This window comes from Providencia sp. Marseille-Q8014, from assembly GCF_965112055.1.
The window spans coordinates 436,386-452,713 of the sequence record NZ_CBCOPT010000001.1 but is presented as its reverse complement, the minus strand read 5'-3'; the positions used below and the strand labels follow the sequence as shown (position 1 = coordinate 452,713).

7 protein-coding genes, 1 tRNA gene and 3 rRNA genes are annotated in these 16,328 nt (G+C 44.5%); 3 read left to right on the top strand and 8 right to left on the bottom strand.

Features of this window, described 5'->3' with window-relative positions; genetic code table 11:
• Nucleotides 1–2: 2 nt before the first annotated feature.
• The 4 genes from aceK to metA form a co-directional block, all read right to left on the bottom strand.
• On the bottom strand, nucleotides 3–1,754 hold the full coding sequence (gene aceK / locus ACWPW6_RS01950) for a bifunctional isocitrate dehydrogenase kinase/phosphatase (RefSeq protein WP_196713959.1): 1,752 nt from the start codon (nucleotides 1,752–1,754) through the stop codon (nucleotides 3–5).
• A 104-nt stretch (nucleotides 1,755–1,858) separates the two neighbouring features.
• Nucleotides 1,859–3,166, bottom strand: a complete 1,308-nt coding sequence (aceA, locus tag ACWPW6_RS01945) for an isocitrate lyase (RefSeq protein ID WP_154623066.1) — start codon at nucleotides 3,164–3,166, stop codon at nucleotides 1,859–1,861.
• Between the two features lie 53 nt (nucleotides 3,167–3,219).
• Nucleotides 3,220–4,818, bottom strand: a complete 1,599-nt coding sequence (gene aceB, locus ACWPW6_RS01940) for a malate synthase A (protein WP_154623067.1) — start codon at nucleotides 4,816–4,818, stop codon at nucleotides 3,220–3,222.
• 365 nt (nucleotides 4,819–5,183) lie between these two features.
• The gene (gene metA / locus ACWPW6_RS01935; protein WP_154623199.1) at nucleotides 5,184–6,113 is read right to left on the bottom strand and encodes a homoserine O-acetyltransferase MetA; all 930 of its coding nucleotides are present in this window, start codon (nucleotides 6,111–6,113) and stop codon (nucleotides 5,184–5,186) included.
• A 937-nt stretch (nucleotides 6,114–7,050) separates the two neighbouring features.
• On the opposite strand from metA, the gene ACWPW6_RS01930 reads away from it, so the two are divergent.
• On the top strand, nucleotides 7,051–7,248 hold the full coding sequence (locus ACWPW6_RS01930; protein WP_249999720.1) for a hypothetical protein: 198 nt from the start codon (nucleotides 7,051–7,053) through the stop codon (nucleotides 7,246–7,248).
• A gap of 6 nt (nucleotides 7,249–7,254) precedes the next feature.
• Here ACWPW6_RS01930 and rrf read toward each other — a convergent pair.
• The 4 genes from rrf to ACWPW6_RS01910 all read right to left on the bottom strand — a co-directional run bounded on the left by rrf (nucleotide 7,255) and on the right by ACWPW6_RS01910 (nucleotide 12,496).
• A 5S ribosomal RNA gene (gene rrf / locus ACWPW6_RS01925) occupies nucleotides 7,255–7,370 on the bottom strand.
• Nucleotides 7,371–7,489: 119 nt separating this feature from the next.
• A 23S ribosomal RNA gene (locus ACWPW6_RS01920) occupies nucleotides 7,490–10,395 on the bottom strand.
• Nucleotides 10,396–10,746: 351 nt separating this feature from the next.
• Nucleotides 10,747–10,822, bottom strand: a tRNA-Glu gene (locus ACWPW6_RS01915).
• Between the two features lie 134 nt (nucleotides 10,823–10,956).
• Nucleotides 10,957–12,496: ribosomal RNA gene (locus tag ACWPW6_RS01910) — 16S ribosomal RNA — on the bottom strand.
• Together the 16S, 23S and 5S rRNA genes with 1 tRNA gene alongside form the textbook arrangement of a ribosomal RNA operon.
• A gap of 809 nt (nucleotides 12,497–13,305) precedes the next feature.
• Between ACWPW6_RS01910 and purH the strand changes: the two genes are divergently transcribed.
• Both purH and purD read left to right on the top strand, forming a co-directional pair.
• Complete coding sequence (gene purH, locus ACWPW6_RS01905; protein WP_154624805.1) at nucleotides 13,306–14,895, top strand: bifunctional phosphoribosylaminoimidazolecarboxamide formyltransferase/IMP cyclohydrolase; 1,590 nt, start codon at nucleotides 13,306–13,308, stop codon at nucleotides 14,893–14,895.
• Between the two features lie 19 nt (nucleotides 14,896–14,914).
• Nucleotides 14,915–16,198 carry a phosphoribosylamine--glycine ligase gene (purD, locus tag ACWPW6_RS01900; RefSeq protein ID WP_163860569.1) on the top strand — a complete coding sequence of 428 codons (1,284 nt, stop codon included), beginning with the start codon at nucleotides 14,915–14,917 and terminating at the stop codon, nucleotides 16,196–16,198.
• Nucleotides 16,199–16,328: the final 130 nt, after the last annotated feature.

Here is a 16,328-nt window from a genome sequence, read left to right as displayed (position 1 = left end):
GCTCAGTCACTATTTATACACACTTTTTCATGCGTAACACATCGGCAAAAGCGCAGTTCCTCTTGATACGCATAAACGTCCTCTATATGCCCACTACGAATCCTATTTTGTAAACTTTGCCAATACTCTGCCGTAAATAGATTTCCGTGCCGTTCTTGCAGATAGCCTCGTATTTTGGGGTCTTGGCATAAAAACAGCGCGAATTCCTCAGGAAAAACATCATGCTCTCCTACGCTATACCAAGGCTCTCCCGACAGCTCCTGCTCTGGATACATTGGCTCAGGGATACGTCGGAAATTCACCTCGGTCATATAACAAATTTCATCATAGTCATAAAAAACAACACGCCCATGCCGTGTCACGCCAAAGTTTTTAAACAACATATCACCAGGAAAAATATTCGCTGCGGCAAGCTGCTTGATTGCTTGACCGTATTCATCAATAACATGGCGTAATTCCGCTTCATTGGCATCATCCATATAAATATTGAGAGGCGTCATCTTTCTTTCCATATACAAATGACGGATCAATATTTTGTCTCCTAAATCTTCAATTAATGACGGAGTTTCCTTTCGCAACTCCTCCATTAACTCATCACTGATATAGCGTTTATCTATGATAAAATTTTCAAATTCTTGGGTATCGGCCATGCGACCAACTCTGTCATGCTCCTTCACCAACCGATAGCACTCCTGTACGCGCGCTCTTGTGACCTCTTTTTGGGGGGCAAACTCGTCTTTAATCAACTTAAATACCCGATCAAATGACGGTGAAGTGAACACCAACATCACCATTCCTTTAACCCCCGGCGCTATCGTAAATTGTTCTCGAGAAAAATTAATAAAAGCCAAGTATTCACGGTAATATTCTGTTTTACCATGCTTTTGGCAGCCAATTGCCATATACAACTCAGCAATGGATTTACTGGGTAAAATTTCTCTTAACCAAAAAACTAATGCCGCAGGAAAAGGGGCATATACCATAAAATAAGAGCGAGCAAACCCAAAAACAATACTTGCTTCGTCAAATCCCGTTAAACAGGTGTCCACATAAAGGCTATTATCAGCGTCATGGTGGATAGGTAATAAAAATGGATGAACCTCATCATTAATAACGAGTTTACCCACTAGCCAAGCCGCTTTATTTCGATAAAATAATTCATTAACTATATGAAAAGAAACGCTTTCATCTTGAATGTTCGGGAAGCGGGAAATTAAGCTATCAACAATACATTGCACATCCCAATTTAAAGAACGCCACCGTAATCGTAATGGCAGCGCACTGAGTATCTCTTGTAACACAGTAAATAAACTGCCATTGACCAAATATTGCCGATCGAGTGGCCGGGGAAGATCACTAAAACGCCGTGCAGGTTGAGATGTGAATATAAACAAATTTTCTTGTGTCAGCTCGCGATGCTTAAACAGACGACAATATACTGAATTAAAAAAACTTTCCGCTATTTCAAAACGAGGGTAATTAGGTAACAGAGTGGTATAAACACGTTTGATGCTGGATAACATTTCCGGTGTTAATGACTGAACTAATCCCATAAATTGCAACTGAGCCACCACCAATCCAACATGATGGTCATAAAGTTGTATTCTTTGCTTCATCGCATCTTGGATTGCATGCCAATCAGCCCGCTCAAATCGTTCTTGTGCACCCGAGGTTATTTCTAAAAAACGACCATACTGAGCATCAAAACCCTGCAAGATTGTCTGAGCAATTATCTGTTCAGTCGATAGTGTCATAGTAGCTCCCGACAAAAAACGGCACTCGAAAGTGCCGAAAAAATAAAAAACAGATACACGTGAACAAAAGGAATCGATGTGTCACTTAGGCAAAAATTTGCCTTTTAGAACTGTTCTTCTTCTGTCGACCCCGTCAAGGCAGTGACTGACGATGTGCCACCTTGAATGACGGTTGTGACCTTATCAAAGTAACCCGTGCCCACCTCTTGTTGATGCGAAGAGAAAGTATATCCTTTATTAATAGCCGCAAATTCACGTTCTTGTACCTTCTCAACATAATGCTTCATTCCCTCTCCTTGCGCATATGCATGAGCTAAGTCAAACATGTTAAACCACATGCTATGAATCCCCGCTAAGGTGATAAATTGGAAACGGTACCCCATCGCTGAAAGTTCATCTTGGAAGCGTGCAATCGTTGCATCATCTAGATTCTTCTTCCAATTAAATGAAGGTGAACAGTTATAAGCCAATAATTTACCTGGGTATTTTGCATGAATCGCCTCAGCAAATTGGCGAGCAGCTTCCAAATCTGGCTTTGACGTTTCACACCAAACTAAATCGGCATATGGTGCATAAGCTAATCCACGGCTAATCGCTTGTTCGATCCCTGCTTTCGTACGGAAAAAGCCTTCATTGGTTCTTTCCCCTGTAATAAATTCAGCATCATAAGGATCACAGTCCGATGTTAAAAGATCAGCCGCATCCGCATCAGTTCTAGCGATCAGAATAGTTGCCACCCCTGAGACATCTGCTGCCAGTCGAGCGGCAACTAGTTTTTGTACCGCCTCTTGAGTTGGAACTAATACTTTTCCTCCCATATGGCCACACTTTTTAACCGCCGCTAGTTGATCTTCAAAGTGTACCGCCGCAGCCCCAGCTTCAATCATGCCTTTCATTAATTCAAAGGCATTAAGAACGCCACCAAAACCAGCTTCTGCATCAGCGACAATCGGTAAAAAGAAATCGATATATTCTTTATTTTCAGGTCCAATACCATTAGCCCACTGAATTTGATCCGCTCGACGGAACGTATTATTTATCTTTTTAACGACTGAAGGCACCGAATCCACGGGATATAACGATTGGTCAGGATACATACTTGAAGCCGTATTGGCATCCGCAGCGACTTGCCAACCAGAAAGATAGATAGCTTCAATGCCTGCTTTCGCTTGTTGTAATGCTTGACCGCCGGTTAATGCGCCCAACGCATTCACATAACCTTTTTTAGACTGGCCGTGAAGCTGCTCCCATAATCTTTGTGCTCCCTTGGTCGCAAGCGTATGTTCTGGGTTAACTGAACCACGCAGCTTCACCACTTCTTCAGCACTATAAGGGCGAGTAATGCCTTTCCAACGTGCTTTTTTCCATTCGTTCTCTAATTGGGTAATCTGCTCTGCGCGTGATATCGTCATGTTCGTATTCCTTATAATTTATGTAGGGTCTATGATGTTTTGTTCTATATTGATTACTGAATAAGTTGGTAGCCCGGCACAGTTAAAAATTCTATTAATTCGTCCTGTGTTGTTATCCTGCGCATTAAATCTGCTGCTTCACGGAAACGACCATGTTGGAATTTTTGATCGCCAAGCTCTTGTTGAATGACTTGCAACTCTTCATCTAGCATCTCTTCAAACAGTGCTTTCGTGACTTTTTCACCATTTGAAAGTGACTTTCCATGACGTATCCATTGCCAAATAGAGGTACGAGATATTTCAGCCGTCGCGGCATCTTCCATCAAACCATAAATAGGTACACACCCATTCCCAGAGATCCAAGCTTCGATATATTGCACCGCAACACGGATATTGGCTCTCATACCGGCTTCAGTTCTCTCACCTTCACAGGGCTGTAATAGCTGTTGAGCACTAATCTCTTCATCGGATTCACGAGACACATCTAATTGATTTTTGCGTTCACCTAAAACGTGATTAAAAACGTCCATGACAGTGTCAGCCAATCCTGGATGTGCAACCCAAGAACCATCATGCCCATTGCGTGCTTCCAGCTCTTTATCCGCTTTAACTTTCGCTAAGATAGCCTTGTTTTCTTCCGCGTCTTTACTTGGAATAAAGGCCGACATGCCTCCCATCGCAAAAGCGCCTCTACGATGGCAGGTTTTAATTAATAAACGCGAATAAGCACTTAAAAAAGGTTGTGTCATCGTCACTACCTGACGATCAGGCAAGACTCTATCTGAATGCTCTTTTAATGTTTTGATATAACTAAAAATGTAATCCCAACGGCCACAGTTAAGCCCAACAATGTGATGACGCATGTGATATAAAATTTCATCCATTTGAAAAACAGCAGGCAGTGTTTCAATAAGAACGGTCGCTTTAATCGTTCCTCTTGGTAAACCAACGGTATCTTCAGCCGCGCTAAACACATCACTCCACCACTTAGCCTCTTGCCAAGACTCAAGTTTCGGTATGTAAAAATAAGGGCCACTTCCTTTTGCCAGTAACGCTGCATAGTTATGGAAAAAGTAGAGAGCGAAATCAAACAGGCCACCAGGAATTGGTTTTCCCTCGAGCAATACATGTTTTTCATCTAAATGCAGGCCACGCACACGGGCAATCAGGACTGCTGGATTAGATTTTAATTGGTAGACCTTTCCATTTTCATTGGTATAGGAGATATCCCCACGAATTGCATCTCTTAAATTTATTTGACCATCAATCAATTTATCCCATGACGGAGAAAGGGAATCTTCAAAGTCAGCCATAAAAACTTTTACATTGGCATTCAGTGCATTAATCACCATTTTGCGTTCAACAGGGCCAGTGATCTCGACTCGGCGATCACGCAAATCCTCAGGGATATTTTGAATTTTCCAGTCGGAATTTTTAATGGAATCACTTTCTGAAATAAAATCAGGTAACACGCCTGAGTCAATTTGCTGCTGTTTAACCTGCCGTTCTTTTAATAAAGATTCTCTTTTAGCTGAAAATTTTTCTGCAAGATCCGACAGAAAAGCGATAGCATCAGCCGTTAGCACCTCGCTATCTTGCTGATTAAAACTGTTTGTAAACGTTAATGTTGATGCTGATAACTGCTGGTCCATTAGTCAATCCTCATTCATGTCCGCCGATAGAATTAAGATTAACCTAAAATAAAAATAAATCAAAAACGGTTTCCATTTCATTTTAAAACCAACATAACCACTTGATAATAAACATAATTTAAATAAATTTACTTATGATTACACATTCCCTTTTAAGATGATAAGATGTTAAACGTAAGTTAAATCAATGTGTTATAAGAATAACAACTCATTATCAATTTATCGTAAAAAACAAAAAAGCAGCCAATAAATGGCTGCTTTGATTCTTCCAAAAACACATAACTTAGTTTAACTAACTAAAAATACTTACAACTCACATTTAATACTCTTTTAAATCGCTATTTTACTAGAATATTGACTGTTTTTTAGTCTAAAGTAGGTTCCATATGGCTAAGATCAAAAGGTGTGATCTGATACACATAATAATTCAACCAATTAGAGAAAAGTAGGTGACCATGACTACGCCAGCTAACAATGGGATCCTTTTCCGGATCATTTTCTTTAAAATAATTACACGGTATTTTAGGTGAGAGGCCTGCATCCATATCACGCCAATATTCCTGAGCAAGGGTTTCGGCATCATATTCCGGATGACCTGTAACAAAAACCAGTCGTTTATCTTTCGATGCGAATAAATATGCGCCCGCTTCTTGTGAACTCGCCAATATTTCTAAATCGGTATACTCGCGAATAAGTTTTTCAGGAAAATCAGCATAACGTGAATGTGGTGCATAAAAAGAGCCATCAAATCCCCTTGTTAACAAGGCGAAAGGTTCAAGGGTATCATGCTGATAGATACCAGATAGCTTTTCTTCTCGAGTCCATTTAGGGAGGTCATAAAGTACTTTAAGCGCCGCTTGCACAGCCCAGCAAACAAATAGGGTCGATGTCACATGATCCTTCGCCCAGTGAAGAACTTTTTCTATTTGTTCCCAATACGCCACATCACAAAACTCCACTAGGCCAAGGGGTGCACCCGTGACGATTAATCCATCAAAGTTTTGGTCTTTAATATCGTCAAAGTCACAATAAAACGTATCCAAATGTTCTGCTGGAGTATTTTTAGATTCTCGCTGGTCAATACGTAATAATTGAATATCGACTTGAAGCGGAGTATTCGATAGTAAACGTAAAAATTGGTTTTCAGTTTCAATCTTTTTAGGCATTAAGTTAAGCAGTAATACTTTCAAGGGACGGATCTCCTGAAGGCTTGCTCTTGTCGTTGTCATGACAAAAACATTTTCTTCTCGCAAGAAATTTACCGCGGGCAACTCATCTGGTAAACGAATTGGCATCCTTTATCCCCTTTTATACATTTATACGTTTAGACTTCTAGAATGCCAAACAATTTAACTAAAATTGCCCCCAATGTCGAGACTTTCACGACCAATTGAAATAATTTCAAGATATTAGATTAAATTCACTTCTCCTTATAAATATATAAGACTTATAATTAATTGATTATAAAGATATTATTATAAAAACCATCAGGTTATATAACTCAAAATTTATTAGAATTTGTATTTATATAATATGTAATTTATCGAATCTGGAAGAAGTAGCTGATTGGATAGAAAGATGGCAGGAAGGAGTGAGACTCGATGCTGTAGCGAATGATAAATAGCAATTCAATAGCAGTAAAATGTAAGCGGCCAATCATCACTCATGCAACTCTACACCTATATCTCGTATTCGAACTAGCCCTCATAAAGGATGCGTGACTCGTTTATCGCTAACCGATATAGCAAGCAGGAATGGCATAAGATCAATAAACTGAATGACTTTTACTTTATGAGTTGATTTTATTGATATTATTAGTTGTCGTATTTTAATAAAAGATGCAGAAAAAAACGGTTTAAACGACTGATTCATTCTTTAAATTAATTAATTTTCAAAAATTTAATTGTTAAAGTGTTAAAACTTACTTATAGATCGCTAAATTATTATCGATACTCAATAAATATTCGTTTCCTTCTATTATGGTCAGAATAAGAAAAAACCATCCTTAACAAGAATGAGATAAAGGTCGTCAATGATCTCTACCGCTATTTGACTCTCCCCTAACAGCCTCTGAGGCCAGAGCTTATAAGCTAGCGAGTTATTTACCTATAAGTTGATGAGATGGATATCGAGTACTCAGTATGATAAAGCGATCTAAACCATGATGTTATTTAGATACCGATTGCGATTCATAAAAATAAACACCAGTCATCCTATAAAATGGTCTCAACCATGAAAATAAGTCGAATAGTGAGCCATTCCTTTATCTCTACTCAATGTGTTGGCTATCAATATGCGGTTCGCTGGTGCAGGATTGGCAAGGAAGCGCCGTGGATGGGGTTGGTGGTGACAGTAAGGCAGAAGGATGATAAAACGGTATCACATCCCCCAAACGCAAAAAAGCCACCCGATGGGTGGCTTTCTCACTAATTTAATGTCTGGCAGTTCCCTACTCTCACATGGGGAGACCCCACACTACCATCGGCGCTACGGCGTTTCACTGCTGAGTTCGGCATGGGGTCAGGTGGGACCACCGCGCTATTGCCGCCAGACAAATTCGGTTTTCGTTCCCGTTGGCTTACACCAACCAGAACAGCAATCTTGAACAAGCTAATTTCTCGCACTCTGCGTGCGCTTCACAACGTTCTCTCTAAAACACCTTCGGTGTTGTCAGGTTAAGCCTCACGGTTCATTAGTACTGGTTAGCTCAACGTATCGCTACGCTTACACACCCAGCCTATCAACGTCTTAGTCTTAAACGTTCCTTTAGGACCCTTAAAGAGTCAGGGAAGACTCATCTCAAGGCAAGTTTCCCGCTTAGATGCTTTCAGCGGTTATCTCTTCCGCACTTAGCTACCGGGCAGTGCCATTGGCATGACAACCCGAACACCAGTGGTGCGTCCACTCCGGTCCTCTCGTACTAGGAGCAGCCCCTTTCAATCTTCCAACGCCCACGGCAGATAGGGACCGAACTGTCTCACGACGTTCTAAACCCAGCTCGCGTACCACTTTAAATGGCGAACAGCCATACCCTTGGGACCTACTTCAGCCCCAGGATGTGATGAGCCGACATCGAGGTGCCAAACACCGCCGTCGATATGAACTCTTGGGCGGTATCAGCCTGTTATCCCCGGAGTACCTTTTATCCGTTGAGCGATGGCCCTTCCATTCAGAACCACCGGATCACTAAGACCTACTTTCGTACCTGCTCGAGCCGTCACTCTCGCAGTCAAGCTGGCTTATGCCTTTGCACTAACCGCATGATGTCCGACCATGCTTAGCCAACCTTCGTGCTCCTCCGTTACTCTTTGGGAGGAGACCGCCCCAGTCAAACTACCCACCAGACACTGTCCGCACCCCAGATGATGGGGCCACGTTAGAACATCAAACATTAAAGGGTGGTATTTCAAGGTTGGCTCCATGCAGACTGGCGTCCACACTTCAAAGCCTCCCACCTATCCTACACATCAAGGCTCAATGTTCAGTGTCAAGCTATAGTAAAGGTTCACGGGGTCTTTCCGTCTTGCCGCGGGTACACTGCATCTTCACAGCGAGTTCAATTTCACTGAGTCTCGGGTGGAGACAGCCTGGCCATCATTACGCCATTCGTGCAGGTCGGAACTTACCCGACAAGGAATTTCGCTACCTTAGGACCGTTATAGTTACGGCCGCCGTTTACTGGGGCTTCGATCAAGAGCTTCTCCTTACGGATAACCCCATCAATTAACCTTCCAGCACCGGGCAGGCGTCACACCGTATACGTCCACTTTCGTGTTTGCACAGTGCTGTGTTTTTAATAAACAGTTGCAGCCAGCTGGTATCTGCGACTGGCTTCAGCTCCATCCGCGAGGGACTTCACCTAGCGCCAGCGTGCCTTCTCCCGAAGTTACGGCACCATTTTGCCTAGTTCCTTCACCCGAGTTCTCTCAAGCGCCTGAGTATTCTCTACCTGACCACCTGTGTCGGTTTGGGGTACGATTAATGATAATCTAGAGCTTAGAGGCTTTTCCTGGAAGCGGGGCATGAGCTACTTCGCCACCGTAGTGACTCGTCATCAGACCTCAGCATGTAGTGAACCGGATTTGCCTAATTCACCTGCCTACATCCTTAAACCGGGACAACCGTCGCCCGGCCAGCCTAGCCTTCTCCGTCCCCCCATCGCAATTATCACCAGTACAGGAATATTAACCTGTTTCCCATCGACTACGCATTTCTGCCTCGCCTTAGGGGTCGACTCACCCTGCCCCGATTAACGTTGGACAGGAACCCTTGGTCTTCCGGCGTGCGGGTTTTTCACCCGCATTATCGTTACTTATGTCAGCATTCGCACTTCTGATACCTCCAGCATGCCTCGCAGCACACCTTCACAGGCTTACAGAACGCTCCCCTACCCAACAACATCTAAATGTCGCTGCCGCAGCTTCGGTGCATGGTTTAGCCCCGTTACATCTTCCGCGCAGGCCGACTCGACCAGTGAGCTATTACGCTTTCTTTAAATGATGGCTGCTTCTAAGCCAACATCCTGGCTGTCTGAGCCTTCCCACTTCGTTTCCCACTTAACCATGACTTTGGGACCTTAGCTGGCGGTCTGGGTTGTTTCCCTCTTCACGACGAACGTTAGCACCCGCCGTGTGTCTCCCGTGATAACATTCTTCGGTATTCGTAGTTTGCATCGGGTTGGTAAGTCGGGATGACCCCCTAGCCGAAACAGTGCTCTACCCCCGAAGATGAGTTCACGAGGCGCTACCTAAATAGCTTTCGGGGAGAACCAGCTATCTCCCGGTTTGATTGGCCTTTCACCCCCAGCCACAAGTCATCCGCTAATTTTTCAACATTAGTCGGTTCGGTCCTCCAGTTAGTGTTACCCAACCTTCAACCTGCCCATGGCTAGATCACCGGGTTTCGGGTCTATACCCTGCAACTTAATCGCCCAGTTAAGACTCGGTTTCCCTACGGCTCCCCTATACGGTTAACCTTGCTACAGAATATAAGTCGCTGACCCATTATACAAAAGGTACGCAGTCACACCTAAAAGGTGCTCCCACTGCTTGTACGTACACGGTTTCAGGTTCTATTTCACTCCCCTCGCCGGGGTTCTTTTCGCCTTTCCCTCACGGTACTGGTTCACTATCGGTCAATCAGGAGTATTTAGCCTTGGAGGATGGTCCCCCCATATTCAGACAGGATAACACGTGTCCCGCCCTACTCGTCGAGTTCACAACACCAACACCTTCGGATACGGGGCTATCACCCTTTACTGCCGGACTTTCCAGACCGTTCTCCTGATGCTGATGCTGATTAAGACTCTGGGCTGCTCCCCGTTCGCTCGCCGCTACTAGGGGAATCTCGGTTGATTTCTTTTCCTCGAGGTACTGAGATGTTTCAGTTCCCTCGGTTCGCCTCGTTTGACTATGGATTCATCAAACGATAGTGCAACGAATTGCACTGGGTTTCCCCATTCGGACATCGTCGGTTATAGCGGTTCATATCACCTTACCGACGCTTTTCGCAGATTAGCACGTCCTTCATCGCCTCTGATTGCCTAGGCATCCACCGTGTACGCTTAGTCGCTTAACCTCACAACCCGAAGGTGTCTTTTCGTGTCGTTCTGACCGGTAATGGCTGCGCGTGGTGAACTTCTGCGTTGGGCAGTGCTCGCAATGCTCACGTACCCATGTACGCTGCGCTTGCTGTGCGCTGTCCGCCTTGAATTTCACACTGCTCGCTCATTACAGTTGCCATCATGACAAAACAGCATTCGCGTTGAGATTTTTGAGAGACTCTCACATTGTTTAAGCGATAAACAATGTGCGTTGTTTCAATTTTCAGCTTGTTCCAGATTGTTAAAGAGCATAATTGTTAAACTAACTCAGTGAATTAGTTTAATCATTATTGAGGACATCGTCTTTCACTCGATATCGGCGCAATTGGCGTCCCCTAGGGGATTCGAACCCCTGTTACCGCCGTGAAAGGGCGGTGTCCTAGGCCTCTAGACGAAGGGGACACGAAATATTGCACAACCATGTTGTGGCCTATTTCATGCAAGTCTTACCTTTTGGTAAGTCTCCCACGTATAGCCTATTGCTCTACTTTTCATCAGACAATCTGTGTGAACACTTCACAAGAACACTTCAATGGTAAGGAGGTGATCCAACCGCAGGTTCCCCTACGGTTACCTTGTTACGACTTCACCCCAGTCATGGATCACAAAGTGGTAAGCGCCCTCCCGAAGGTTAAGCTACCTACTTCTTTTGCAACCCACTCCCATGGTGTGACGGGCGGTGTGTACAAGGCCCGGGAACGTATTCACCGTAGCATTCTGATCTACGATTACTAGCGATTCCGACTTCATGGAGTCGAGTTGCAGACTCCAATCCGGACTACGACGTACTTTATGAGTTCCGCTTGCTCTCGCGAGGTCGCTTCTCTTTGTATACGCCATTGTAGCACGTGTGTAGCCCTACTCGTAAGGGCCATGATGACTTGACGTCATCCCCACCTTCCTCCGGTTTATCACCGGCAGTCTCCTTTGAGTTCCCGACCGAATCGCTGGCAACAAAGGATAAGGGTTGCGCTCGTTGCGGGACTTAACCCAACATTTCACAACACGAGCTGACGACAGCCATGCAGCACCTGTCTCAGAGTTCCCGAAGGCACTAAAGCATCTCTGCTAAATTCTCTGGATGTCAAGAGTAGGTAAGGTTCTTCGCGTTGCATCGAATTAAACCACATGCTCCACCGCTTGTGCGGGCCCCCGTCAATTCATTTGAGTTTTAACCTTGCGGCCGTACTCCCCAGGCGGTCGATTTAACGCGTTAGCTCCGGAAGCCACGCCTCAAGGGCACAACCTCCAAATCGACATCGTTTACAGCGTGGACTACCAGGGTATCTAATCCTGTTTGCTCCCCACGCTTTCGCACCTGAGCGTCAGTCTTTGTCCAGGGGGCCGCCTTCGCCACCGGTATTCCTCCACATCTCTACGCATTTCACCGCTACACATGGAATTCTACCCCCCTCTACAAGACTCTAGCTGACCAGTCTTAGATGCCATTCCCAGGTTAAGCCCGGGGATTTCACATCTAACTTAATCAACCGCCTGCGTGCGCTTTACGCCCAGTAATTCCGATTAACGCTTGCACCCTCCGTATTACCGCGGCTGCTGGCACGGAGTTAGCCGGTGCTTCTTCTGTCGGTAACGTCAATCGTTGATGATATTAGCATCAACGCCTTCCTCCCGACTGAAAGTACTTTACAACCCTAGGGCCTTCTTCATACACGCGGCATGGCTGCATCAGGCTTGCGCCCATTGTGCAATATTCCCCACTGCTGCCTCCCGTAGGAGTCTGGGCCGTGTCTCAGTCCCAGTGTGGCTGATCATCCTCTCAGACCAGCTAGGGATCGTCGCCTAGGTGAGCCATTACCCCACCTACTAGCTAATCCCATATGGGTTCATCCGATAGCGCAAGGCCCGAAGGTCCCCTGCTTTGCTCCTTAGAGATTATGCGGTATTAGCCACCGTTTCCAGTAGTTATCCCCCTCTATCGGGCAGATCCCCATACATTACTCACCCGTCCGCCGCTCGTCAGCGGGAAGCAAGCTTCCCCTGTTACCGCTCGACTTGCATGTGTTAGGCCTGCCGCCAGCGTTCAATCTGAGCCATGATCAAACTCTTCAATTAAAAGTAGTCTGATGCTCAAAGAATTAAACTGTTTATCAATTCGCTTCTGTTCGGCTAACTTTGTCGGCTTCGCTGCGCTTTCCTCGCCGTACCTCAGTACTGTCTCGGAAATGCTCACTCGCCTTCGCGTTATCCTTCCACAATCGAATTGCACATTGTTAGTTCATATATGAATTAACGTGTTAGTCACTCTTCAAGACTTAAAATCAAATATTTTTTTGATAGTGTCCTGTGAGTGCCCACACAGATTGTCTGATAAATTGTTAAAGAGCGTTGCGACTTTATCTTTCGATATTAACCGTTTAGGTTGTTGTCGCGAGGTGTCGTATACTACGTTTTTCTGTCAGAAAGTCAAGTGATTATTTTCAACTTTTTCTCTCTTTTTCACCTCAGTCATCACGAGGGTTTCTTTTTCAACCTGACCACCGAAGCGGTTTGTCGTGACAACGGATGCGCATTATAGGGAGTCAGGAAATTCTGGCAACTCTTTTTTTCACTTTTTTGTTTGATTGATGCATTCCACAGCAAAACACCCCCTTATACAGTCTTATTCACAATGTTATCCACAATCATAAAAATAATTAAAATATAACGCGCATTACGCAAACGTTTGCGTTACAATTAGCCTGAAAATTCATCGTTGATTTTGTTTTTATGTTCTGAAATTGTTAGTAGGTTATCTCTATCTATTACGATGTTGATGCATTTAAGCGATGGCAACACACAATAGATATATATAAGAAGAGTCATTTTACTCTTTCCACTAACTCTTACGGTTTTATTGCTTTCTTATCCAAGGGATCTATCTCATGCAACAGCTTCGTCCTATTCGTCGTGCCCTTCTCAGTGTTTCTGATAAAACAGGTGTTGTTGAATTCGCTAAGGCGCTTTCTCAGCGAGGTGTTGAACTGCTCTCTACCGGTGGAACCGCAAAACTGCTTGCAGAGTCAGGGTTAAACGTTACCGAAGTTTCAGACTATACGGGGTTCCCTGAAATGATGGATGGGCGAGTAAAAACACTACACCCTAAAGTGCATGGCGGTATTTTAGGCCGCCGAGGTATAGATGATGCTATCATGCAACAGCATGCTATCGAGCCGATAGATATGGTCGTTGTAAATTTATATCCATTCGCACAAACAGTTGCCAAACCTAATTGCACTTTAGAAGATGCTGTTGAGAACATCGATATTGGTGGGCCAACAATGGTTCGCTCTGCGGCTAAAAACCATAAAGATGTCGCGATTGTTGTTAACTGCCTCGATTACGAAAAAATCATAGAAGAACTCGATAATCACGATAATTCATTAAATTGGTCCACACGTTTTGACCTTGCAATTAAAGCATTCGAACATACCGCTGCGTATGACAGCATGATTGCTAACTATTTTGGTGAGCTAGTCGCTCCTTATTATGGTGATACAACACAGCCCTCCGGACGCTTTCCTCGTACCTTGAATTTAAATTTCATTAAAAAACAAGATATGCGCTATGGCGAAAACAGCCATCAAGATGCCGCTTTCTATATAGAAGAAAATCCTCAAGAAGCGTCTATCGCAACAGCGACACAGATCCAAGGCAAGGCATTGTCTTATAATAATATAGCGGACACAGATGCCGCTTTGGAATGCGTAAAATCTTTTGAAGAGCCTGCGTGTGTGATAGTCAAACACGCTAACCCTTGTGGTGTTGCAATCGGTAACAACATCCACGCGGCGTATGAACGTGCATTTAAAACCGATCCAACTTCGGCTTTTGGTGGCATTATCGCATTTAACCGTATGCTAGATAAAACGACCGCCGAAGCCATTATTGAACGTCAATTCGTTGAAGTCATTATCGCGCCAACCGTTGCAGACGATGCGCTTTCTATATTAGCAACAAAGCAAAATGTTCGAGTTCTGACCTGTGGAGAGTGGAATAAACCTATTGCGGGGCTAGATTTCAAACGTGTTAATGGCGGTTTGCTAGTACAAGATCGTGATTTAGGCATGGTTCAGGCCGATGAGCTACGTGTAGTCACAAAACGTCAACCGACTGAACGTGAATTAAAAGATGCTATGTTCTGCTGGAAGGTGGCTAAATTTGTGAAGTCCAATGCGATTGTGTATGCCAAAAACGATATGACAATTGGAATTGGTGCAGGCCAAATGAGTCGAGTCTACTCAGCCAAAATAGCGGGTATCAAAGCCGCCGATGAAGGCTTAGAAGTCGCAGGTTGTGCAATGGCATCCGATGCCTTTTTCCCATTCCGAGATGGTATTGATGCAGCAGCAGCAGTTGGTGTCACTTGCGTGATCCAGCCTGGAGGCTCTATTCGCGATAACGAAGTCATTGATGCCGCTAACGAACATGGTATTGCCATGATTTTCACGAATATGCGTCATTTCCGCCATTAATTTAACGTGGGGTAACAGTATGAATATTTTAATTATTGGTGGTGGCGGCCGCGAACATGCTTTAGCGTGGAAAGCGGCACAATCTCCGCTTGCAGATAAAGTTTATGTCGCTCCAGGTAATGCAGGTACTGCATTAGAACCATCACTGGAAAATGTTGCTATTTCTGCAACTGATATTGATGGTTTATTAACGTTTGCAAAAGAAAAGCAAATTGGCTTAACCATTGTTGGGCCTGAGGCGCCTTTAGTACTTGGGGTGGTTGACGCATTTCAAAAAGCAGGCCTAACCATTTTTGGGCCGACTCAAGGAGCGGCTCAGCTAGAAGGCTCTAAGGCTTTTACTAAGGACTTCTTAGCTCGCCATAATATCCCAACCGCTGCCTATCAAAATTTTACCGAGGTAGAACCAGCATTAGCCTACTTAGATAGAGTCGGTGCCCCTATCGTAATTAAAGCCGATGGACTTGCTGCGGGTAAAGGTGTGATCGTCGCGATGACGCTCGAAGAAGCTAAAGATGCCGTACAGGATATGCTTGCGGGTAATGCATTTGGTGATGCAGGTCATCGTATCGTTATTGAGGAATTCCTTGATGGCGAAGAAGCCAGTTTTATCGTCATGGTGGATGGTGAAAATGTTATTCCTATGGCAACCAGTCAAGATCACAAACGTGTTGGTGATGGTGATACCGGATTGAATACCGGCGGTATGGGGGCATATTCCCCCGCTCCTGTTGTGACAGATGAGATCCACCAACGCGTTATGGAACAAGTTATCTATCCAACAGTGCAAGGGATGGATGCAGAAGGTCATCGCTATCAAGGTTTTCTCTATGCAGGACTCATGATTGACAAAGCAGGCAATCCAAAAGTTATCGAGTTTAACTGCCGTTTTGGTGATCCTGAAACTCAGCCAATTATGATGCGTCTACAATCTGATCTCGTTGAATTATGTCTTGCTGGCGCAAAAGGTGAGTTAGCAGGTAAGGGTTCATCATGGGATGAGCGCCCTGCATTAGGCATTGTTATTGCTGCGGGTGGTTACCCTGGCGACTATCGTAACGGTGATGTGATCCTCGGTTTACCAACCGAAGAAGCGACAGATAGCAAAGTGTTCCATGCGGGAACAAAACTGAAAGATGGCGATGTCGTAACGGCTGGCGGGCGCGTACTGTGTGTCACAGCCCTCGGTAATGATATTGCTCAAGCACAGCAAAAAGCCTATCAAGCCGCGGCAAATATCCATTGGGATGGCAGTTTTTACCGTAAAGATATTGGCTATCGTGCCATTGCACGTTTGAAGTAACGACCACAAAAAACTCAGTCCATTAAGCTGATAAACAGGTTTCAACAAAACCGCTTTATCAGCTTTTTTATTGTATTTCTGTTTTTGTTTCTAACAGACAAAAGCTCTCAGTATTTCGTTGCCTAACTAG

What these genes read in the sequence shown, in the direction of transcription:
- aceK (WP_196713959.1), bottom strand. Translation starts at nt 1,754, where the DNA reads ATGACACTATCGACTGAACAGATAATTGCTCAGACAATCTTGCAGGGT.
- aceA (WP_154623066.1), bottom strand. Translation starts at nt 3,166, where the DNA reads ATGACGATATCACGCGCAGAGCAGATTACCCAATTAGAGAACGAATGG.
- aceB (WP_154623067.1), bottom strand. Translation starts at nt 4,818, where the DNA reads ATGGACCAGCAGTTATCAGCATCAACATTAACGTTTACAAACAGTTTT.
- metA (WP_154623199.1), bottom strand. Translation starts at nt 6,113, where the DNA reads ATGCCAATTCGTTTACCAGATGAGTTGCCCGCGGTAAATTTCTTGCGA.
- ACWPW6_RS01930 (WP_249999720.1), top strand. Translation starts at nt 7,051, where the DNA reads ATGAAAATAAGTCGAATAGTGAGCCATTCCTTTATCTCTACTCAATGT.
- purH (WP_154624805.1), top strand. Translation starts at nt 13,306, where the DNA reads ATGCAACAGCTTCGTCCTATTCGTCGTGCCCTTCTCAGTGTTTCTGAT.
- purD (WP_163860569.1), top strand. Translation starts at nt 14,915, where the DNA reads ATGAATATTTTAATTATTGGTGGTGGCGGCCGCGAACATGCTTTAGCG.